Origin of the sequence: Haloarcula montana (assembly GCF_035666295.1) — an archaeon.
Classification (GTDB): Archaea; Halobacteriota; Halobacteria; order Halobacteriales; family Haloarculaceae; genus Haloarcula; species Haloarcula montana.
Genome location: NZ_CP142029.1, coordinates 374,007 through 395,742 on the forward strand (window position 1 = coordinate 374,007; position 21,736 = coordinate 395,742).

At 60.9% G+C, this 21,736-nt stretch carries 19 protein-coding genes; 7 read left to right on the forward strand and 12 right to left on the reverse strand.

Annotation, left to right across the window (positions count from 1 at the left end; all coding sequences use genetic code 11):
* Positions 1-47 precede the first annotated feature (47 nt).
* Entirely contained in the window at positions 48-1,529 is a 1,482-nt protein-coding gene (locus tag VJ109_RS19345; protein WP_324761009.1) for an HAL/PAL/TAL family ammonia-lyase, read from the forward strand.
* A gap of 4 nt (positions 1,530-1,533) precedes the next feature.
* On the opposite strand, the gene VJ109_RS19350 is transcribed toward VJ109_RS19345, so the two are convergent.
* Genes VJ109_RS19350 through VJ109_RS19365 form a run of 4 tightly spaced genes read right to left on the reverse strand, consistent with a single transcriptional unit; the run spans position 1,534 to position 4,790 of the window.
* Positions 1,534-2,226, reverse strand: coding sequence for an ABC transporter permease (locus VJ109_RS19350; protein ID WP_324761010.1), 693 nt, complete (start codon positions 2,224-2,226; stop codon positions 1,534-1,536).
* Positions 2,219-3,178, reverse strand: a complete 960-nt coding sequence (locus VJ109_RS19355; RefSeq protein ID WP_324761011.1) for an ABC transporter ATP-binding protein — start codon at positions 3,176-3,178, stop codon at positions 2,219-2,221. The genes VJ109_RS19350 and VJ109_RS19355 overlap by 8 nt, the downstream gene beginning before the upstream one ends.
* Positions 3,175-3,798, reverse strand: coding sequence for an ABC transporter permease (locus VJ109_RS19360; RefSeq protein WP_324761012.1), 624 nt, complete (start codon positions 3,796-3,798; stop codon positions 3,175-3,177). Before VJ109_RS19360 ends, VJ109_RS19355 begins: the two co-directional genes overlap by 4 nt.
* Positions 3,799-3,833: 35 nt before the next feature.
* On the reverse strand, positions 3,834-4,790 hold the full coding sequence (locus VJ109_RS19365) for an ABC transporter substrate-binding protein (protein WP_324761013.1): 957 nt from the start codon (positions 4,788-4,790) through the stop codon (positions 3,834-3,836).
* A gap of 69 nt (positions 4,791-4,859) precedes the next feature.
* Between VJ109_RS19365 and VJ109_RS19370 the strand changes: the two genes are divergently transcribed.
* Positions 4,860-5,555 carry a helix-turn-helix domain-containing protein gene (locus VJ109_RS19370; RefSeq protein ID WP_324761014.1) on the forward strand — a complete coding sequence of 232 codons (696 nt, stop codon included), beginning with the start codon at positions 4,860-4,862 and terminating at the stop codon, positions 5,553-5,555.
* 9 nt (positions 5,556-5,564) lie between these two features.
* On the opposite strand, the gene VJ109_RS19375 is transcribed toward VJ109_RS19370, so the two are convergent.
* Positions 5,565-6,440: a sulfurtransferase gene (locus VJ109_RS19375; RefSeq protein WP_324761015.1), complete on the reverse strand. Its 876-nt coding sequence runs from the start codon at positions 6,438-6,440 to the stop codon at positions 5,565-5,567.
* A gap of 59 nt (positions 6,441-6,499) precedes the next feature.
* A complete protein-coding gene (locus tag VJ109_RS19380) occupies positions 6,500-7,078 on the reverse strand; it encodes a carboxymuconolactone decarboxylase family protein (RefSeq protein WP_324761016.1) in 579 nt (192 codons plus the stop codon).
* Between the two features lie 199 nt (positions 7,079-7,277).
* On the opposite strand from VJ109_RS19380, the gene hutU reads away from it, so the two are divergent.
* The 3 genes from hutU (at position 7,278) to VJ109_RS19395 (ending at position 13,414) form a co-directional block, all read left to right on the forward strand.
* Positions 7,278-9,020, forward strand: a complete 1,743-nt coding sequence (hutU, locus tag VJ109_RS19385) for a urocanate hydratase (protein ID WP_324761017.1) — start codon at positions 7,278-7,280, stop codon at positions 9,018-9,020.
* 52 nt (positions 9,021-9,072) lie between these two features.
* Complete coding sequence (gene hutI / locus VJ109_RS19390) at positions 9,073-10,290, forward strand: imidazolonepropionase (protein WP_324761018.1); 1,218 nt, start codon at positions 9,073-9,075, stop codon at positions 10,288-10,290.
* A 562-nt stretch (positions 10,291-10,852) separates the two neighbouring features.
* Positions 10,853-13,414: a cation-translocating P-type ATPase gene (locus VJ109_RS19395; RefSeq protein WP_324761019.1), complete on the forward strand. Its 2,562-nt coding sequence runs from the start codon at positions 10,853-10,855 to the stop codon at positions 13,412-13,414.
* A 67-nt stretch (positions 13,415-13,481) separates the two neighbouring features.
* Here VJ109_RS19395 and VJ109_RS19400 read toward each other — a convergent pair whose 3' ends face one another.
* Positions 13,482-14,063, reverse strand: coding sequence for a VIT1/CCC1 transporter family protein (locus VJ109_RS19400; protein ID WP_324761020.1), 582 nt, complete (start codon positions 14,061-14,063; stop codon positions 13,482-13,484).
* Between the two features lie 5 nt (positions 14,064-14,068).
* Positions 14,069-14,359 carry a DUF211 domain-containing protein gene (locus VJ109_RS19405; RefSeq protein ID WP_324761021.1) on the reverse strand — a complete coding sequence of 97 codons (291 nt, stop codon included), beginning with the start codon at positions 14,357-14,359 and terminating at the stop codon, positions 14,069-14,071.
* Positions 14,360-14,457: 98 nt separating this feature from the next.
* On the opposite strand from VJ109_RS19405, the gene VJ109_RS19410 reads away from it, so the two are divergent.
* Positions 14,458-16,440 carry an oxidoreductase gene (locus VJ109_RS19410; RefSeq protein ID WP_324761022.1) on the forward strand — a complete coding sequence of 661 codons (1,983 nt, stop codon included), beginning with the start codon at positions 14,458-14,460 and terminating at the stop codon, positions 16,438-16,440.
* On the opposite strand, the gene VJ109_RS19415 is transcribed toward VJ109_RS19410, so the two are convergent.
* From VJ109_RS19415 to gfo6, 3 genes are all read right to left on the reverse strand, one after another.
* Positions 16,384-16,839 carry an EamA family transporter gene (locus tag VJ109_RS19415; RefSeq protein ID WP_324761023.1) on the reverse strand — a complete coding sequence of 152 codons (456 nt, stop codon included), beginning with the start codon at positions 16,837-16,839 and terminating at the stop codon, positions 16,384-16,386. The genes VJ109_RS19410 and VJ109_RS19415 overlap by 57 nt on opposite strands.
* 1,246 nt (positions 16,840-18,085) lie before the next feature.
* Entirely contained in the window at positions 18,086-19,234 is a 1,149-nt protein-coding gene (gene dgoD, locus VJ109_RS19420) for a galactonate dehydratase (RefSeq protein WP_324761024.1), read from the reverse strand.
* Positions 19,235-19,667: 433 nt separating this feature from the next.
* Positions 19,668-20,741 carry a D-xylose 1-dehydrogenase Gfo6 gene (gfo6, locus tag VJ109_RS19425; protein ID WP_324761025.1) on the reverse strand — a complete coding sequence of 358 codons (1,074 nt, stop codon included), beginning with the start codon at positions 20,739-20,741 and terminating at the stop codon, positions 19,668-19,670.
* Between the two features lie 175 nt (positions 20,742-20,916).
* On the opposite strand from gfo6, the gene VJ109_RS19430 reads away from it, so the two are divergent.
* Positions 20,917-21,552 carry a ThuA domain-containing protein gene (locus VJ109_RS19430; protein WP_324761026.1) on the forward strand — a complete coding sequence of 212 codons (636 nt, stop codon included), beginning with the start codon at positions 20,917-20,919 and terminating at the stop codon, positions 21,550-21,552.
* A 36-nt stretch (positions 21,553-21,588) separates the two neighbouring features.
* On the opposite strand, the gene VJ109_RS19435 is transcribed toward VJ109_RS19430, so the two are convergent.
* Positions 21,589-21,711, reverse strand: coding sequence for a hypothetical protein (locus VJ109_RS19435; protein WP_324761027.1), 123 nt, complete (start codon positions 21,709-21,711; stop codon positions 21,589-21,591).
* Between the last annotated feature and the right edge of the window lie 25 nt (positions 21,712-21,736).

Sequence of the window (21,736 nt, forward strand, 5' to 3'; positions counted from 1 at the left end):
ACAATGCAAGCCAAGCCAACCGCTAGTCCGCAACTCGCTGTGGTGGCATGATACCGATCGACGGTAGTCTCACCGTCGGCGAGGTGCGGGCTGTGGCCGACGGCGAACCGATGGAACTGACCGACCACGCCCGGGAACGAATGGACCAGAGTCGGGCGGCGGTCGACGACATCATCGACGGCGACGATATCTCGGTCTACGGGGTCAACACCGGCTTCGGGGACCTCAAGGACATCTCGGTCGGCCGCGAGGAGATGGAACAACACCAGCAGAACCTGCTTCGCAGCCACCAGACAGCGACGGGACCGCCCGCGTCGCCGCGGCTGACGCGGGCCATCCTGGCCGTTCGCGCGAACGCCCTCGCCGTCGGCGTCTCCGGAGTCCGCCCGGAACTCGTCGACCGGCTCTGCACGCTGCTAAACGAAGACGTGCTCCCACTCATCCCCTCGGAGGGGAGCGCCGACAACGCGTGTGAACTCGCCAACGTCGGCCTCGTGCTGGCCGGCGAGGGCGAGGCGCTCGTCGACGGCGAGCGGTGTTCGGGGTCGGAGCCACTCGACGCCGCCGGACTGGACCCGTTCCGCTTCGGACCAAAGGAGAGTATCGCGCTTATCAGCGGGACCGCCGTGACGACCGCCCGGACCGCGGTGGCGATTGCGGACCTCCGGGCGCTGGTGACAGCGGCCGACATCGCCGGCGCCTGGACGTTCGAACTCGTCGGGCAGGAGCCCGGGGCCTTCGACGAGCGGATATCCGACGCCCGGCCCGTGGCGGGCCACGCCACCACCGCCGCACATGTCCGGGTGCTGACCAGCGCGACACCGTCCTCGGCGGACATGACACAGGACCCGCTCTCGATTCGGTGTCTGCCACAAGTAAACGGCGCACTGCGCGAACACCTCGGTATGGCGACTGCGACCGTCGAGACCGAACTCGCCAGCGCGACCGACAACCCGCTTATCTTCCCCGACGGGACCGCGCGGTCGTGTGGGACGTTCAACGCCCAGTACGTCGCCGGGGTCGCTGACCTCTTGGCACTGACGACGCGGAAAGTCGGTACCGGAAGCGAAGCGCGGTCGACACTGTTGCTAGCTGCCGACGAACACAGCCCCCACTTGGCCGATGAGCCGGGGCTGGAAAGCGGCCTCGCGCGCGCCCAGTACACCGCGGCGTCGTTGGTGACCGAAGCGGGGACGCTCGATACGGCCAGCGACCGCTCCTTTGTCGCCTCCTCCGGACAGGAGGACATCCACAGCGCCGGCAACGTCGCCAGCTCGAACCTGCTGGCGACCATCGACAAAATCGCCCGGGTCGTCGCCGTCGAACTCCTTTGTTGTGCCCGTGCGACCCGGCAGACGGGGACAACGCTGCCCCCCGGTCTCGCCGCTGCCCGGGAGTTCGTTGAGGACGCGGCCGACGTGCGAAACGGCGACGTGCCGTGGTCGGCTGACATCTCGTCGCTGGGTGACGCAGTTCGGGACGGATCGCTCGTGGATGCAGTCAGGAAAAGCGGCGTCGATATCGAGTGAGCCGTTAGGCCGCCACGTTCGTGTCAGCCTCGAGGTCGCCCGAGATGACCTCCGGCGTGACCGCCTGTTCGATGTATTTGAACAGCTGGTCGAAGGCCAGCACGGTCAGCGCGCCCGGAATCGCGCCGGCGAGCATGATATCGTAGCTGACCGACGTGAGCCCGGCCTGCACCCAGATACCGAGTCCGCCCGATCCCACGAAGACCCCGATGTAGGCGACGCCGATACACAGCACCGTCGAGGTCCGAATCCCGGCGAAGATGACGGGCAAGGCGTAGGGCAGTTCGATCTGTCGGAGCCGCTGGAGGTTCGTCATCCCCATGCCCCGGCCTGCCCGGACCATCGAGTCGTCGACCTGTCGGATGCCGGCCACCGTGTTCTTCAGAATCGGGAAGACGGCGTAGATGACGATAGCCAGAATCGTCGGCCGCTGGCCGAGCCCGAGAACCGTGAACGTGAGCGCGACGACCCCGAGTGCCGGAATCGTCTGTGCGGTCGCCCCGAGGCTCTCGATCACCCGCGCAGCGCGGGGATCTCGCGTCGCGAGGATGCCCGCCGGCACGGCGATGATAATGGCGATCAACTCGCCGATGCCGACCATCCGGATGTGGCCGGCGAGCAGTTCGAGAAACTGGTTCTGATTCGCCATGATGTACTCTAACCACCCCGTCGCGAGGCTCTGGAGCGGACTAAACATTTGTGACACCCTCGACCGTTGAGTCAGAGACGACATCTCGGATGTCTGCTTCGCTGAGCGAGCCGACGATCGTCCCATCTTCGATGACCGACAGCGGCTCGGTCGCGTGATAGAACGTCTGTAGCGCGGCTTTCAGGCTGTCGTCCGGGTGCAACACGGTCTCCGTCCGGTCGGGCAACTCGTGCGAGGTCATGACTTCGCGGACGGAAATCAGCGAGAGCCGCTTGAGGAGACGGTCTTCGCCGACGAAGTCCTCAACGAACTCGTTTTTCGGGTTCGCGAGTAGGTCCCTTGGGGAGTCGTACTGCACCAGCTCCCCGTTGTTGAGCACCGCGACCTTGTCACCCATCTTCAGCGCCTCGTTGATGTCGTGTGTGACGAAGACGATCGTCACGTCAAGCCCGGCCTGAATCTCGACAAACTCGTCCTGTAGCTCCTCGCGCGTGATCGGGTCGAGCGCGCCGAACGGTTCGTCCATGAGCATGATGTCGGGCTCAGCCGCCAAGGCGCGAGCGACACCGACGCGCTGTTGCTGGCCGCCCGAGAGGGCCTCGGGATACCGGTCTTTCGCGTCCGCGGGGAGCTGGATCAACTCCAGCAGTTCGTCGATGCGCTCCTGCTTTCGCTGCTCGTCCCATCCCCGCAGGTCCGGGACGAGACCGATGTTCTCCCCGACGGTCATGTGGTCAAACAGGCCGATCTCTTGGATGACGTACCCGATGTTGCGTCGCAGCTCTATCTTGTCGTGTTCGCTGATCGGCGTCCCGTCGATGATTATCTCGCCGTCGGTCAGCTCTGTGAGCCGGTTTATCATCGTCAACATCGTCGTCTTGCCACACCCGGACGGGCCGACCAGCGTCGCCGTTTCGCCCTGTGCCACCTCGAAACTTACCTGACTGACCGCCTCGGTACTGTCGCCGTAGACCTTGCGTACGTCGTTGAGTTCTATCATGCGTTGAGCCCCCGCTTTCCGCCCGGAATCCGTCGCTGTATCAGTCCCAGTCCGTAGTCGGTGAGAATCGCAAACACGGAGACGACAAGGGTCGCCCCGACTATCTGTTTCGGGAGATTGAGCCTGATACCGGCGAAGATTGACGCGCCGAGCCCTCCCGCGCCGAAGAAGGCCGCGATCGTCGTGATACCGATAATCAGCACCGCAGCCTGCCGGATTCCCGCAAATATCACCGGGACTGCCATCGGCAGTTTCACGCGAACTAATAGCTGTCGCTCAGTCATTCCGAGCCCCTCTCCCGCCCGTTCGACCGCGGTTCCGACCTCCTTCAAACCCGTATACGTGTTCCGCGTGATCGGCAACGCGGCGTACAGCACCAGCGCCACTATCGCGGGCGTCGTCCCGATACCGACGATAGGGATGAGGAGGGGGAACAACACGAGACTGGGCAGGGTCAGTATCATCCCCGCAACGCCGATGACCGGCGTAGAAAACCGGTCGTAGTGGTAGATGGCCACGCCGAGGGGGACCCAGAGGAAGGTACCGATACCGATAGACGTGAACGCGATGTCCATGTGCTCGAGTAGCTGCTCTACGAGCAGGCCGGTGTTCCCGAGCATCCAATCGACTGTCTCTCGAAGAATCATTGGACTGTCTACAGCAGGTTCTCGGACTCGAGCCAGTCCTGTGCGACGTTCTCGGGACTCTCCTCATCGATCGAGACCCGAGCGTTCAGTTCGATCATCGTCTCGGTGTCGAGCGCCGAGACGGGGGCGTTCAGCGCCTCGCGGACGGTGTCGTTGAGCACGTCTTGGTCGACGATAGGGGCGGGGTAATAGATGACGAACCAGTTCTGGTCGTCCTCGATGGTCGCGATGTCGAACTCCTGTAAGTTCGGGTTCGTCGCGAAGCCGACGCCGAGGTCGACCTCGCCCTCCGCGACAGCCCGGTAGTTGATGGTCCCGATCGCCATCCGTTCGTAGGTGACGTTGTCCATGTTCTCACCGTACCCGTAGAAGTCGGGCAGGTCCCCGAAGGCCGTCGGGTTGTTGATGTACTCCTGTGACACCGCCCACGTCACTTCGCCGCCGCCGTTGATGTACTCGGCCAACCCGGAGAGGGTCTCGACGCCGGTTTCCTCCTGCCAGTCCGTGTTCGCGGTCACAACGTACGTGTTGTTGAAATCTGCCGTTTGGAGCCATTCGATGCCATACTCCTCCTGATAGGCTTCGTTGACACTGTTGTACAACTCCTCGGGGTCTCGTATCTTCTCCTCCTCGTTCCCTAGGTGGAAGTTCCAGCCAGTCCCGGTGTACTCCCAGTAGTGTGTGGTCTCTCCGCCGATTATTGCCTCGTGGTTGGCGGTGTTTCCGCCTACCGGGAACGCGTCGTTGATCGACACGCCGGCGTCTTCGAGCATCAACGCGCTCATGTTACTGAGAAGCAGTTGCTCGGTGAACTGCTTGCCGCCGATGGTGACCTCTGTACTCTCCCCGAACGCGCCCTGAATCGAACTCGCACACCCGGCCGTACTGGCCGCGCCGCCGACTGCCGCCCCTTTCAAAACGCTTCGCCGTGTGAGACTATCACGCATGGTGAGTAAAACGACCATACATCAGTGTATATTATACACCTCCATACGTGTGGCCAATTATATACCCTGACCAATCCAAATCCGCATATGCACGAAGCAACGTTTCACATTCGTGGCGGCGTTCCTTACGAGAAAGCGACAAAGAATCGAGACATCAGCATCGAATTGTGGTGTAATAATCATTGTGATTTGCTACATGTCAAAGGACGCGTGACCGACGAGGTCCAAAACGAGATCGCGGAGACGGTGGGCATTGAACATTCGAGTAGCAGTCAACCCGGGATCGAAGAGACGGTCGAGGGCGATAGCGAGCAGGTCATCATCACGTCCCAGTGTCTCCGTCCACACACCGAAAACAACATCGAGAGCTACCTCGCCAAGCACGACTGTCTCCTGCTCCCGCCGCTGCGGTACGAACGGGGGGGCAAGGTAGTCCGCGTCATCACGCTCGATCCAGAGAACCTGACGCGGTTCTATCAGGACATCCAGGAGTCGTTCCGCGTCGAGGTCCATTCGAAACGGAAGATCGACGCCATTTCACAGGACCAGCCGATGCTCTCGGTCGAGTCGCTCGTCCCCGACCTCTCCGAGCGCCAACAGGAAGCCATCCTGATGGCGTGGCAAGCCGGCTACTACGAGATTCCCCGGGAAACCACGACCGAAGAACTCGCCGCGCGCATGGACATCGATCGGCGAACGTTCGAGGAACACCTCCGGATCGCGGAGAACAAGTTCATCGGCGCGCTCGTCAACCGACTCCTCAACACGCGACGGCCCAACTGACGAGGGAAGCTACTCCGCGTCGGCGGTCTCGATGGGCGCGTTCACCAAGTTCCCCCACTCGGTCCACGAGCCGTCGTAGTTCTGGACGGCGTCGAAATCGAGGAGTTCGTGCAACAGGAACCACTCGATTGACGACCGTTCTCCGAGCCGACAGTAGGTGACCGTCGAGTCCTCCCCGTCGAGACCGGCCTCCGTGTACAGCTCCCGCAACTCGTCGGGACTTTTGTACGTGCCGTCCTCGTTGTGGACCTTCGGCATCGGCACGTTTGTCGCGCCCGGGATGTGACCGGCCTGCTGTGCCGTCGGTTCGAGCCCCTCCGGCGCGATGACTTCGCCGTCGAACTCCTCGGGCGTCCGGCCGTCGAGCAGGGCCGCGTCGCCCTCGATTGCGGCGTCCACGTCTTCCTTGTAGGCGCGAATCGACTCGTCGGGTTCGCTCGCGTCGTACTCCAGGGCGGTGAAGGACGGTACGTCGGTCGTCGTCGGATAGTCGTTTGCCAGCCAGTACTGCTTGCCGCCGTCGAGTGCCCGAACGTCGTCGTGGCCGTAGTAGCTGTACACCCAGTAGGCGAACATCCCGTACCAGTTGGGGACCCGGCCGTTACCGTAGATGACGACGGTCGTGTCCTCGGTGATGCCGGCCTCGGCATTGAGGCGGGCAAATCCCTCCCGGTCGACGATAGTCCGTCGTTTCTCGTCCGTGAAATCTCGGTTCCAGTCGAAGAACGTCGCCCCCGGAATGTGTGCCGTCTCGTATGGCGTGTGCTCTTCTGCCGTGACTTCCGGATTGTTCACCTCGACGAGTCGGTACGCCGGGTCGTCTCGCTTGAACTCTTCCAGATGATTCTCGACCCAGTCGGCCGTGACGAGAACGTCGTCGTTCATACGTTATAGATATATTACTCAGAAGTTATAACTATCGGTCGACCGCCGCTCGTCGCCGGTCAGAGCGCGAATTCTTCGGGGAGATAGGCTGGTTCCGTCTCACCGCGGTCGGAGAGCGCCATCCCGGTCACCGTGGCGATGGTCGTCGCCGTCTGTGCCTCGCAGGTCAACAGCAACAGCTCCACGATATCACCGTCGTCGTAGCCCGCCGTGCGGAGGGCCGCCAGCTTCTCGTCTTCGACACCGTCCGGGTCGTGGACGGCCGCACGGGTGAACGAGACGACCGCCTGCTCGCGGTCGGACAGTCCCGAGTAGTCGCCGCCGGACAGCGCGGTTATCGTTTCCGGCAACACGTCGTGGTTGTCGACGAGGTATTTCGCGTGGGTCGCTGCGACGAAGCGTGTCTCCGTGACCAAAGCGACGGTTAGATACGCGAGTTCTTTCTCCCGTTTCGGGACAGCACCGCCACCCATGAGTTTGCCGAAATACTCGACACGGCGGTCGAACACCGACGGGACGTTCGCGAGCATCTCGTAAAACAGGTGCCGCTCCTCGGCGTCGGCGTAGGCCGACTCGTCGAGCGCGTCACGGATCTCCGGAGAAGCGTCGTCGTACCGAACGTAGTCGATGCGCGGCATCTCTTGAAGCCGTGGACGCGACACGTACTGGGTACGCGCCCCGCTTGTGGAGGGGGAATTTTATACCCCGAACGATGATCGACGGGCCGATCCGGTGCTGTTCGGGTCGTGTTCCGGCGATTGGTCTTTCCGACCGGATAAAAATCCCCCTCCCTTCGGTGGCGATTCAGTGTTCTCGTTGTGTGCCCACTGTCCACATATGAGTCAAGACGGCCTCGAACCGGCGAGTGAGACGCCAAGCGACGAGTGGCTCTCGTATCAGGGTGCCCCGACCGGGACGGAGATCGAGTGTGAGGGGTGGCGACAGGAAGCCGCCCTCCGCATGCTCAACAACAACCTCGACCCCGAAGTCGCCGAAGACCCCCAGAACCTCGTCGTCTACGGCGGGGCCGGACGCGCGGCCCGTTCGTGGGACGCCTACGACGCCATCCTCTCCGAGCTTCGGGACCTCGGTGACGAGGAGACACTGCTCGTCCAGTCGGGCAAACCGGTCGGCCGGTTCCCGACACACGAGCAGGCCCCGCGCGTGCTCATCGCGAACTCCAATCTCGTCGGGAACTGGGACAACTGGGAGCACTTCCACGAACTCGAAGCCGACGGGAAGATCATGTACGGGCAGATGACGGCCGGTTCGTGGGCCTACATCGGGACCCAAGGCATCATCCAAGGGACCTACGAGACGCTGGCCGAACTCGCCAGACAGGAGTATGACGGCGATCTCCGCGGGAACACCGTCGTCACCTCCGGATTGGGCGGGATGAGCGGCGCACAGCCGCTCGCGGTCACGATGAACTACGGCGTCTGTATCGTCGCCGAAATCGACGAGTCACGTATCGACCGCCGCATCGAGACCGGGTACTGCATGGAGAAAGTTGAGACGCTCGACGAGGCCATCGAGCGTGCGATGGACGCGGCCGAGGCCGGCGAACCCTACAGTGTCGGCGTCCACATGAACGCCGCCGAGATGCTCGACGGAATGCTGGAGCGGGATTTCGTCCCCGATGTCATCACCGACCAGACCAGCGCCCACGACGTGATGGAGGGGTACTACCCGTCGGGCTACACGATAGAGGAGGCCGGAGACCTCCGCGAACGCGACCCCGACCGCTACCGCGAGGAGAGCCTCGACACGATGGAGCGACACCTCGACGCTATCCTGACGATGCAGGACCGCGGCGCGGTCGCGTTCGAGTACGGCAACAACATCCGTGGACAGGTACAGGAACACCGCGACCGGGACGACGCCTTCGACTTCCCGGGGTTCGTGCCGGCGTACATCCGGCCACAGTTCTGTCGGGGCCGAGGCCCGTTCCGCTGGGCGGCCCTCTCGGGAGACCCCGAAGACATCCGCCGCACCGACGAGGCGATTCTGGAGTTGTTCCCCGAGAAAGAGCGCCTCGCGCGTTGGATCGACCTCGCCCAAGAGCAAGTGCAGTTCCAGGGGCTACCCAGCCGCGTCTGCTGGCTCGGGTACAACACCGACAGCGAGGGCGACGAAGCCGAGGACTCCCTGACCGAGCGTGCCCGCTTTGCCCTCCGCATCAACGAACTGGTCGCCGAGGGGGAGATATCCGCGCCGGTAGTGGTCACGCGCGACCACCTTGATGCGGGCAGCGTCGCCAGCCCGTTCCGCGAGACAGAGGACATGAAAGACGGGACCGACGCCGTCGCCGACTGGCCCATCCTCAACGCCCTCCTGAACTGTGCTGCCGGCGCCGACATCGTCAGCGTCCACGATGGCGGCGGCGTCGGTATCGGGAACTCGCTGCACGCGAACAACCACGTCGTCCTCGACGGCTCGGAACTGGCCGAAAAGAAGGCCCGCCGCGTCTTCACGACCGACCCAGGCATGGGCGTCGTCCGCCACGCCGACGCCGGCTATGAGGAGGCCATCGACGAGGCCGAGGAGTCCGACGTGCCGATTCCCATGCGGGACAACTGAGCATGACGCCGACACACCACTCAACGGTGACACCGGCGTTCCGGGGGCAGGCATGACCTACACCGTCGTTCACGATGCGGGGGAGGTCGTCACCGGCCCGGCCGACGGGGATCGCACCCTCGATACGGTGACAGACGCCGCCGTCGTAATCGAGGGTGGGACGGTCAGCGAGGTGGGTCCGTCGGACGAAATTACCGCGGACTACCCGCCGGAAAACGCCGACACCGCCGTCGGCGCCGACGGGAACTGCGTCCTCCCCGGCTTCGTCGACTCGCATACCCACGCGCTGTTCGCCGGTGACCGGTCCGACGAGTTCGAGGCGAAGCTCTCGGGCACGTCGTATCAGGACATCCTTGCTGACGGCGGGGGCATCCTCCGAACCGTTCGGAACGTCCGCGAGGCCACCGACATGGAACTCGCCGAGCGGCTCCGGGGCCGCCTCGATGTGATGCTGGAACACGGGACGACGACGGCCGAGGTGAAGTCTGGCTACGGTTTGGACACGGAGACCGAGCTGCGGATGCTTTCGGTCATCGACCGGGTCGACGAGACACATCCGGTCGATCTCATTCCGACCTTCATGGGTGCACACGCGGTTCCCGAGGACGTGACCGCCGAGGCGTACACGGAGTCGGTAATCACTGAGCAACTCCCCGCGGTGGCCGACCAAGGTATCGCGCAGTTCTGTGACGTGTTCTGTGAGGCGGACGTCTTCTCCGTCGAGCAGTCCCGCCGAATCCTCGAAGCCGGCCGGGAGCACTCGCTCACACCGAAGATTCACGCCGACGAGTTCGCGCGGCTGGGCGGGTCACAGCTCGCGGCCGATCTGTCGGCGGCCAGCGCCGACCATCTGCTTCAGTCGACGCCGGAGGACGCAGCCCGTCTCGTCGACAGCGGCGTGACGCCCGTGTTCCTCCCCGGAACTGCGTTCGGCCTCGACGGGGAGTACCCGGCACTGGAACCGTTCCGGGAGCGGGAGACGCTGCCGGCTGTCGCGACCGACTTCAACCCCAACTGCTACGCACCGACGCTCGGGTTCGCAGCGACACTCGCCTGTGTCGGTATCGGCATGACGCCCGCCGAAGCGATACTCAGTATCACCGAGCGCGGTGCCGCCGCAATCGACCGCTCTGACGGCTGCGGGACCCTCCGACCCGGTGCACTCGGCGACGTGGTTGTCCTCGATGCCCCGTCGTACCGGCATCTCCCCTACAAGTACGATATCGATCTCGTCGAGACGGTCGTCAAGAACGGTAGCGTGATTGTTTGACGCGCCCTCGGTAGAACGCGGGTTTCCACAGATTGGGTCAGACTGCTTTGACCGCGAGGAAGGCCCTGATAATCGTAGGAATCCGCAATTAGCTCCGGATTTGCGTCCTCGCCGAATTCGAGGAAGTTTCCAGCGGCTTCGACGACGGCCTGGTGAACCCTTCTTCGACTCTCTGCTGATCTTCACGACGTTGGAGAGGTACAGGCTATCGGAGCAACTGGCTTCGAGATACTCTCCGGGCACGGCATGGTTCGGACAGTTCCGAGAACTTGTTCTGAAAGCGACTCTTGTCCGGGACCCGTGCGAGATATATAAATTCTGATTGAGTGGGCGCTGTTTCTTGCCTCTCATCTGTCGAATGGTATTGTTCCCAGACCAGTGAGCGATCCGAGTCGAAGTGGCCGTGCGGTAACCGGCCGAGTAGACCCGTCAAAAGTGAAAGAAAAACTTGTATACCAAGCTACAGTACACAGAGGTGGTACATGTATCTTGAGAACCCAGGTTGGGGGCGATCCCAAGCCCTATCCAGTCGTCTGATTGCACTCGACTGGGCGTGCTGATCATGGCTTGGCATACTCGTTCTCTCGAGGAGATATACGACGAGTTGGAGACTAACGAGGCGGGGCTGGACCGGGAAACAGCAGACGAGCGCCGTGCGACGTTCGGACGTAACGAAATCATCGGTGACCACGGACGTGGACCGGTCCAGATTCTACTCGCACAGTTCTCGAGTGCGCTCATCTGGGTATTACTTGTCGCTGCCGCGCTGTCCTTTGCCATCGGGCACGTTGTTGATGCTGTTCTCATAGCTATCATCCTGCTGTTGAACGGCGGGTTCGGATTCGTTCAGGAGTACCGAGCAGAACAGAGTCTCGACGCGCTCCGCGAGATGGCAACGCCGGAGGTTACTGTTCGTCGGTCGGGAAACAGCGAGGAAATCGACTCGACAGCGCTCGTGCCTGGTGATATCATCCTTGTTGAACAGGGGGATGTCGTCCCCGCTGATGCTCGGCTCGTGGAGATAACCGATCTAGAAATCGACGAAGCGGCGCTGACAGGTGAGAGCGTGCCGGTCACGAAGACTACGACAGCGGCCACTGCAGAGGCGCCGCTCGCAGAGCGCCAGAACATGGTTTACAAAGGGACGAACGTCACCCGCGGACGGGCAGTTGCCGTCGTCGTCGAGATCGGGATGGAGACGGAAGTCGGTGAGATCGCGACGGCACTTATCAGTGCAGAGGATTCACGCACACCTCTTCAGCGCGACCTAGATCGACTCGGTCGTCGCCTTGGATTCGCTGTCGTGGTCCTCTCGGCACTCGTCGTCTCGCTGCTTCTGGCCGGGGGACGTGGCCTCCTCCAAGCTAGTTTGACCGCTGTGTCGCTGGCGGTGGCGGCCGTCCCCGAGGGACTGCCCGCAGTCGTCACGCTGACGCTTGCGCTTGGCGTCCGGCGTATGGCCGACGAGAACGTCCTCGTCCGGACACTCCCGGCCGTCGAAGCACTTGGCGCGGTTGATGTCGTCTGCACTGATAAGACGGGAACGCTGACTGAAGGCGAGATGCGGGTCCAGACAGCGTGGGTCCACGATCAGGTCGTTGGAATTGACGAGGAGAGTGACGACGACAGGCTGGACCTCCTGTACGAGATCGGAGCGGTCTGTAACGACGCGACGGCCGACGAGGGCGACCCAACCGAGCGAGCACTCGTCATGGCCGCGGCCGACCGAGGAATCGACGTTGCAACCCGACGCGCGGATCGCCCACGACGTGACGAGGTTCCGTTCTCGGCGGAGCGCAAACGGATGGCGACAGTTCACGACGACGTGGTCTATGTCAAGGGAGCGCCAAGTGTCGTCCTTGAGCGGGCGACACGAGTGCTCGGCCCGGAGGGTCCAGTCGAACTAGATACGGAGACACGGTCCCAAATCAGCAACCAGGTTGAGGAGTTGGCCGAAGACGCGCTCCGTGTCCTCGGGTTCGCATACAAGAACCGAAACGACGGTGGGGAACCCGAGGATACCCTCGTGTTCGTCGGGTTACAGGGACTGCTCGATCCACCGCGAACGGAGGTCCGCGAGGCGATTGCTGACACTCACCGCGCGGGTATCGACGTCAAAATGATTACCGGTGATAACGCAGTGACGGCCCGGGCTATCGCCAGTGAGGTCGGTATCGAGTCGGACGTTGTGACTGGCCAAGAGATCGAAGAGATGGACGAGGAGACACTTCGTGAGTGCGTTGCGGAGGTCAACGTGTTCGCACGGGCCGAACCGACACACAAGGTCCGGATTCTCGAGATGCTCCAGGCAAATGGCGCTGCGGTTGCGATGACGGGTGACGGCGTCAACGACGCCCCGGCACTAAAAAACGCAGATGTCGGCATCGCCATGGGCATTCGCGGAACCGACGTGGCCAAGCAGGCCAGCGACATCGTCTTGCTGGACGATAATTACGCCTCAATTCGTACCGCAATACAGCGTGGCCGGACCATCTTCGATAATATCTGGAAGTTCGTCGCCTACCTACTCAGTGCGAACGCCGCAGAGGTCGCAGTCGTCTTTTTTGCGTCGCTCTTTGGCTACCTCATCCTTCCGGCAGTCCAGTTGCTGTGGATCAATTTGCTGACAGACGGCTTGCCCGCACTGGCACTCGGGACGGACCCAGGTGGCGACGTGATGGACCGAGCGCCCCGGGACCAATCAGCGGGGATTATCGACACCGAGATGCTCGGCTTCGTCAGTGGGGCCGGTCTGACCGCGACGGTCTTGCTTCTCGGCGTGATGTTCTACACGCTTGAGGGTGCATCGGCTGTCACACCCTACGCTATGACGATGGTGTTCACCGGACTCGTAATCTTCGAGTTCGTCAAATTGTACGTCGTTCGGTGGACCAAAGGGACACCCGCACTGTCGAACCCTTGGCTCGTTGCTGCCGTCGGGGCGTCGCTGGCGCTTCAGCTCGCTGTCCTCTATACGCCGCTGAACCAGTACTTCGGCACTGTTCCACTGGGTGTCACCGACTGGGCGTTGTTGGGAGTCGTGCTTCTCGTGGCCACACCGATCCTCATGATGATCGGGTGGCTGGTCAGACGTCATGCGGCCCGCAAGCATGCAACAACGTAGGTTTAGCCTGAATCTCCGAGTCGCGGCCGAGTCAGCGGCCCGCTGCCTGGTTGCGGTCAGGAGTCCGCTATCCGGGGAGGAAGATGTTGATAATCGTGACGACGAGACCGGCCAGAGCCATCCGGAGTGCCGACACGTACCACTTCTGGCCTGAAATCGAACTCATGTACGCGCCGAAGACAGCGAGGATGCTGATACCGAGACCAACGCCAACGACACCTGCTTTCGCCATCGAAAACGCGGTGCTCTCAAACAGAAACGGCGTGAGCGGGATTAGTACACCGATGAGTGGACCGAGTCCACTCGCAGTCGCGTGTATCACGCGGGCCCCTCGTTGTTCGTGCTGGACGCGTGTGTCGTCTAGGTTGGTCAGCATCGCCTCTTCGATTCGGAGAATCTCTGCACGTGTCTCGGCGCGTTCGATTTCCCAGACGCTCCAGACGGCAGACGTTCCGAGACCGACCGCGGCACCGAGGCCGATCTTGATGACCGTTACCCCGTCGGGAACGCCCGATAGAATCGCCCCAACAATGATACCGATACACGTCAGGGTGCCGTCGAATCCGTTCGAGATGAAATATCGCCGGGAGATAGAGCGTACCTCTTCCCGACCGAGCAGCGACCGAAGGAGGGCGGGTTTCGAAGGCACGTCGATTAGTCGTCCTGAAGCGTTCGCTGCTCCTTGACGACGTACTCACCATAGGCAACCTGATCGACCGAGTGAACGGTCCCACCGAGTCCGCTGATTGCCTCCTCAATTGCCTCGTAGTCAATGTCCTCTCCCTCAACTGTGAGTTTCACGTTCTCGACTTCCTTGTCGAGTTCGATCAGTGACGCAGTGACGCCGTCGACACACTCAATCGTGTCGATACGCTCGGAAAACACGAGCAACGGAGGATCGTGCGGTTTCAGGATATCGAGTACGACACGTCGGAGTTTTCCCATATGCGTTATCTGTCGATAGCAGTCAACTTAATACCAGGCTTTGCGTACATAAGTTAGAGTCTGTTCCAGAGCCAATTCATAGTAATGGTACGCCCGGCATGACTGACGAATTTACTCACCTGTTTCAGCCCGGACGCATCGGCTCGACGGACATCCGAAATCGACTGGTCATGGCCCCGATGGGGACAAACCTCGCTAGTGAGCGCGGTGAAGTCACAGACCCACTCATAGAATACTACGCCGAGCGTGCGAAAGGAGGAACGGGGTTAATTATCCTCGAAGTGGCTGCTATCGACCACCCGGTCTCTGATACGATAGCCAACCAGCTCAGAATCGACGACGATGGCTGTGTTCCTGGGCTTAACCGACTAACACAGCGTCTCCACGACCACGGTGGGAAAGTATTCATCCAGCTACACCACGCCGGGGGGCAGACGACGGAGAAGAAAACAGGCGGCATCCGCCCTGTCGTCCCCACACAGTCCGAGAGTGGCTACAGTGCACGAAATCCGAGAGAACTCGAAACTGAGGAAGTCGAAACACTGGTCGGGAAGTTCGTCAGTGGGGCAAAGCGGGCGCGAAAATCCGGGTTCGACGGCGTCGAACTCCACGGCGCGCACGGCTATCTCCTCGAACAGTTCATGTCTTCGCGGACGAATACCCGAGAAGACAGATACGGCGGGAGTCTCCAAGAGCGAATGCAGTTTCCGGTCGAGATTGTCGAGGGTATTCGCGAAGAACTCGGAGACGATCTCAGCCTCTCGTTTCGCCTGACTGCGGACGAATTTGTCGAGGACGGATACGGGCTAGACGAGAGCAAGCAGATGGCGGCGTTGCTCGACGAAGCCGGTGTGGACGTTCTCCACGTGTCTGCCGGTACCTACGGGTCCGCTCCACAGACACTCGAACCGATGCGGTTCGAGGAGGGGTGGCGAAGCTATCTGGCCGCCGAGATTGGGTCTGTCGTTGACGTCCCAACTATCGCTGTCGGGGTCGTCCGACAGCCGACGACGGCGGACGAGATTATCGCGGACGGTACGGCGACATTCGTGGCAATCGGCCGCGGGCATATCAGCGACCCATACTTCGCACGGAAGGCCAAAGAGGGACAATTGGAGGATTTGAACCGCTGTATCGGCTGTAATATCGGCTGTATCGGTGAGGGGTTCATGGCCGACAAACAGATCGGGTGTACAGTCAACCCGACAGTCGGTCGAGAGCGTGAGTTCGCAACCCTCGGGTCTGCCCCCACACAGCAAGACGTCCTAATCGTCGGGGCGGGTCCCGCTGGGAGTCAGGCAGCGATACGGGCTTCGGATCGGGGTCACGACGTGACGCTGTACGACGCCGCCGATAGAATCGGTGGACAACTCCACATCGCAGCACAACCACCCGGAAAAGAGAAAATCCAATGGTACCACAAGTACCTTGATGAGCAACTCTCGAAGCGAGATGTCGACGTTCAGCTTGGCGAATACGTTGACTCGGACCTAATATGTGAAACCCAACCGGACGCCGTCGTCGTGGCCACGGGTGCACGACCCCGTGAACTCGACTGTCCGGGGAGCGACAAGCCACACGTCGTCCAAGCGTGGGATGTTCTCAATGGGTCGGTAACTGTTGATACTGACACTGCTGTGGTCATCGGTGGTGGCGACGTGGGGTGTGACGTTGCTAGCTATCTCGCGAATCAAGATGTCGCGGTCACCATCGTCGAACAGGGGAGCGAGATTGCCCCCGAAAAAGAGTTGGTTAGCCGAATCGATATGCTCCAGCAGTTCGGCGAGAACGAGCAGATAACGACGGAAACTGGGGAGGATGTCGTGTCCATCAAGGAGTCAACTGTTGTCACCGAGAACGGCGTCGGCTCTGAATCCAAGTACAGCGCAGATACCGTCGTCCTAGCAGTAGGACACCAACCGAACGACGAACTCGTAAACGAACTCGAACCTACCCCGGCGGATGTCTACGTCGTCGGCGACGCGCGTGAATCACGGAACATCTACCGCGCGACCCACGATGGTTCAGAAGCAGGCATTTCGATTGGGGCAGTGGATCCCACGTATAGCCCACAGTTTTGAGGGGGAAGAGACAGGGACTGCGGGGCCAGTGGCCACCTTCCTCGCTGTCACTGCTTCCCATAGAACGAGGATGCCGAGGAGTGCCCCACCGACGAGGAACATCCCGAACACCGGAACGACGATGCTCACAGGGCCGGTCGAGAGTGCGCGGAAATACCCGACCATCGCACCGGTGAGACAGAGCCCAGCCAACAGCGCGAACGGGACAAACCGACTCGTCAGTGACTGAGCCGACCAGTCCCCATACAGCGCCGCCACGGTCGTCGCTCCGACGGCCAGTGTGAGGACTGCAATCGGCATCACGGTGAACGCTGGCAGCTCTTGCAGTGCGATTTTCATGAACAGAAACGCGAACGAGTAACAGACCATCGCCAGCAGGGCCCACAGGACGTAGCTCACGAATACCACTCGCCGGTGTCTGTGACGCTTCGGTTCCGATGCCGGGAACTCATAATTCTGGACAGACATTAGCGAGGTTCGACTAAAAGGTCGGTGCTGGCATGGGAGAATTGGAGACGAGAGCACTCGTTACTTCTCCTGTACTGACCGACGAAGAGATGAAGAAAACAGTACGGAAAGCGTTGTTTCTGACTCGGTTTCCGCTGCTTTCCACCTCTTGTGGAAGTACGCCAGTGCCGTGTTGGACTTCTCGTCAACCGCAAATTGATCCGCAGTCACCGTCGAAATCAGCTGTAGATCGACCGTGTGAACTCACTCGTGGATCGAGACGTGACTTCGTTAGAGTTCCTAACTATAAAAATTCTTGCTTAAATATGAGAATGACATGTTCGATAAATGTCACTGTACGCCGGCTTGGCTGTACGCCCACTTGGCAGTCCACCACCACCGCTCCACAAACGACAAGTCGATCAACCCGACACATCCATTGAGACAGTCGAGTTCGGACATAGACACGCAGTGTTCGTCCGCCTCATTCTCTAACGTAAGGCGACTCAGAAAATCGGGTTACAGCTATAGGAACTAGTGAATATCGCTACGTACCTGATCACACGATAGCAGAGAGATCGGCGTGTCTATCGTTTCAATTGGTACGATAGACGGGAAATGAAACACCGAATCGGGTCGTGATAATCAAAAGTACTATTCGCAGCTTCTATCAGTAATACAGTTGGACAATCAATTGGAGCTACCACAAACAAATTCCAGTCTATCCGTTGGTTTCTACGTTCCCGGCTTTCTAATCGTATTTTCTCCGAAACCCTCACCAGAGACGCGATGGCGTCACTATAACTCCCGACGATGATACGGACTGGCCCAAAACAGGCCTGTAACGAAACGAGTCGGATCCCTGATGCGGACCTCATAGAACCCGGATGCTATTAAATATATTTTTGGAGAGAAGCTGAAACCTATTTTATTCCAAACCATTCAGTCATACCGAGCTAGAACCAACCGAAACGCGGTTGGGACCTCCCGAAGCTTAGTACAGTTCTGCTAACTGAACAAGCCCTCCGTCGATCGGAACACCAGGAGTACAGAGCTATCAGTTGACGGGAGCTGGTAACTTGGCTGGAGGGTGAGAGTAAACTGCCTGACCGGGAGCGGGCTGCTGGCCGTGCTCATGGCGGCGTTGCAAACGCCGTTCCGGACGGTTCCGGGGACTATCATTTGCATAGCAGCCAAGTCACCACTCGGCGACACTTCCGTCGGGGTGGCGCCACACATCGCTGTCGGACTCGTCTGTCGTATCGAGAGGGACGAACGCGTCTTCGTCGAGTTCGATGCCAAGCCCCGGTCCGTCTGGAATATCGACGTAGCCGTCTTCGTACGCAAGAGCCGACGGATTGTCGAGATAGTCACGCAATTCCGCACCTTCGTTGTAGTGTATCCGCAGGCTCTGTTCCTGGATGAGGGCGTTCGGCGTACAGGCGTCGAGTTGGAGGCAGGCAGCCAATGCGATCGGCCCGAGCGGGCAGTGCGGTGCGAGCGCCACGTCGTAGGCTTCGGCCATGCTGGCTATCTTCTTCACCTCGGTAATCCCGCCGGCGTGTGAGAGGTCCGGCTGAATCACGTCCACTACCCCCTGTTCGAAGAGGTGTTTGAACTCCCAGCGAGAGAACTGCCGTTCCCCCGTCGCGAGAGGCGCCGTCGTCTGTGCGGCTATAGCGGGGAGTGCTTCGTTGTGTTCGGGGAGTACCGGCTCCTCGATCCACAGCGGCTCGTACTGATCGACGGCAGCAGCCAACCGGGGTGCCATCGGCTTCGAGACGCGGCCGTGGAAATCGAGCGCAATATCCCGTTCCGGGCCGATGACTTCTCGGACCGAAGCGACCCGCTCCCGCGCGGCCTCAACCGTCGCCGCGTTGTCGACTCGCCGGAGTTCGGACGTGGTGTTCATTTTCAGGGCGGTGAATCCCTCGTCGATGCGATCACGCGCTTTTTCGCGGACGTCGGCCGGTCTGTCGCCGCCGATCCACGCATACACCCGCACGCGGTCACGGGCGCGGCCGCCGAGCAGTTCGTGGACTGGGACACCGAACTCCTTGCCTTTCAGATCCCAGAGTGCCTGGTCGATGCCAGCGATCGCGGCCATGAGAACCGGGCCGCCGCGGTAGAAGCCACCACGGTACATCGTACTCCAGTGGTCTTCAATTCGGCCAGGGGCCTCGCCGACGAGATATGTATCCAGCAACGTCTCTATCGCCTCGGGAACAGTGTTTTCCCCGCCCAGGGAGACGGCTTCTCCCCAGCCGACGCGGCCGTCACTCGTTGTCAGTTTGAGGAACAACCACCGAGGTTCGACGGCGTAGAGACTGTAATCGCTGACGTACATCGACCGACTGTTCCGCTCGGACGGTCTTGAATCGTTCGGGAATGGTGGGTCCCCCTTCGATCCGCGATTGATTCGCCCACGGGTCGAACGCCGTTCGCTCGGGGCGAGTTTGACACGAACAATCGATACTTCCGCGGCGAGGGCTCCAGGATATCTGTAGAGTAGAATAGTATTGCTGTCTCTATAGTGACAGTAGCGAGAACAAACAGGATATCTCGGTTCCAAATAACAGGAGTACGGGCGTTATTATCGGACGCGTCATCCGGGGATTGCAGTCGGATCGCCTGTTGGAGGGCGGTGGGCTCTCTCTACCATGATGTTAGCAATACTGGAAGTTAGTCAGTATGAATGGAAAGCAGCGCTTGATAGCAGCTCGGATGGGGCCGGTAACGTTCTGTACGTACTCAGCAACGGTCGCGCTGATACCATCGTCTCAATCGATCTCGACCCGTTGCTCCGACTCGGCAGCCGCGTGTATCGCGGCGATTGTCCGCAGGTCTACGAGTCCGCTCCGACCCTGCGCCGTACCGTCAAGGTCGGTCAGTACGGCTTCCGCAAAGTACTCGAACAGTTCCGTCATCTGGTTCGGGTTCGGTATGTCGAACTGGACTGTGCTGTCGTCAACTGTCACTTCGAGGTCGGTTTCCATGTGGTAGGCGGGTTCGATACGGAGTCGTCCGTCTGTCCCGGTGATCTCGAGGGACGTATTTGCCTGAGAGTTCTGACTCGTCGTACACGTCGAAAACACCCCGTTCTCGAACTCTAGCATGAACGACGCTCGCTCGTCGGGAACATCGTCGAACGCCTCGTGATCGGACGCCATCGTCGCGTGTGCCGCGATCGGGTCGGCATCGAGCAGGAACCGGGTCGTGTTGATATGGTAGATGCCGAGGTCCATCACAGAAGCGCCGTATCCGGTCAGGTCCGAGTCGAGACGCCACTGGTCCCGGTTCGAGATGACATCCAAGAGCGTCTGTGTGTTGGTCCCTCTGGCAAACTGCGGTTCGCCGATCGCGCCATCTCGAATCAGATCGCGAGCGCGGCGTATCGCCGGTTCAGTCTGCATCCGATAGCCGACGACCAGCGTCACGCTCGCCTCGTCACACACCTCGACCAGCCGCTCGGCCCGCTCTACGGTCGCTTCCATCGGCTTCTCGCAGAGGACAGCCTTGCCTAGATCGGCTGCGGTCTCGGCGAACTCCAGATGGGTCGCGTTCGGCGTACAGATATACACCGCGTCGTATGCCCCCCGTGCGCTCGCGTCGTGGAAGTCGTCGTAGGAGAGCACGTCGGAGACCGTCTCGACGTCCGAGGCGACTCGTTCGCCCTTTCCCTGAGAACCGGTTACGAGCACTGTCGTCTCGCACCGCTGGCTCGCCTCGATAGCGGGGAGCACCTCTTCGATCGTCCACCAGCCGAGACCTACGAGCGCCAGCCGAACCGTTCCGTCAGCTTCAGTCTGCCAGTCCCGCTGCGTAAACTGTTCGATATGAGCTAACAGTGACATCAACCGGATGCTCGACGCGTGAGTACAAAAAGCTACGGCGTCGGGATAGCCCGCTTTTCGCGCGGCATCGCCATGCACCGAGTGGAGTCCGCAGCCCTGCAAACGCCCTGTCGACCAGTCCCTGTTTCGACGCCGACGAAAAGACGTAAGCGACTGCCACTGCTATCACCGGTTCGTGGCTATCGATACGTTAGCGATCGGCGACGACGAGTTCGAGTTCCACGACTTCGGAGCGGTCGGTCGGGCGCTCGAAGACGCACTCCGTGATATTGCCGATGTCGAACTGACGACGGAGCGCGACGCGGTCTTGACGCTTGATGACTACGACGTGTTCGTCGACTACACGACGAAGGCCGAATGGACGCCGGCGCAACTGGACGCGATACAGTCGTTTGTCACGGCAGGGTCCGGCTACGTCAGGCTTCACTGTGCAACCGTTCTCGACAGCTTCGTCGACGAGCCGTGTCCGGAACTGGCTGACCTCATCGGCGGCCGGTTCCTTACGCATCCGGAGATGACAACGATCGACATCGAGATCGGCGACGCGGCACATCCCGTGACCGACGGGGTAGACGGGTTCCAGATATACGACGAACCGTACGAACTCGACTGGGACGCGGACCGAGTCACGGTTCTTGCCGAGTTTACCCTGCCCGAAACGGGGACGATGCCCGCAGCGTGGGTTCGCACCGAAGGCGACGGACGCGTCTTCTACTGTTCGCTCGGCCACGACTCGACCGCGTTCGAGAACGCGGGATTCCGACGCCTGTTGCGCAACGGCCTCCAGTGGGTGGTAGAGGGTCACTCGTGAGGGAAATATCGGGCCGCAGTACTCCCGCCACGGCCCTCACTCGGGATCTGTCGGCGTGAGGTCGAGTCGCCCAGTCGCTGCCATCGCGCCCATCCCGAAGCTCTCTCCCGGCTCCGGGAACTCCGTTCCGGTACCGATAACTGCGACTGTATAGGCCATACAACCGCTTCCCGTGTAACTCGTA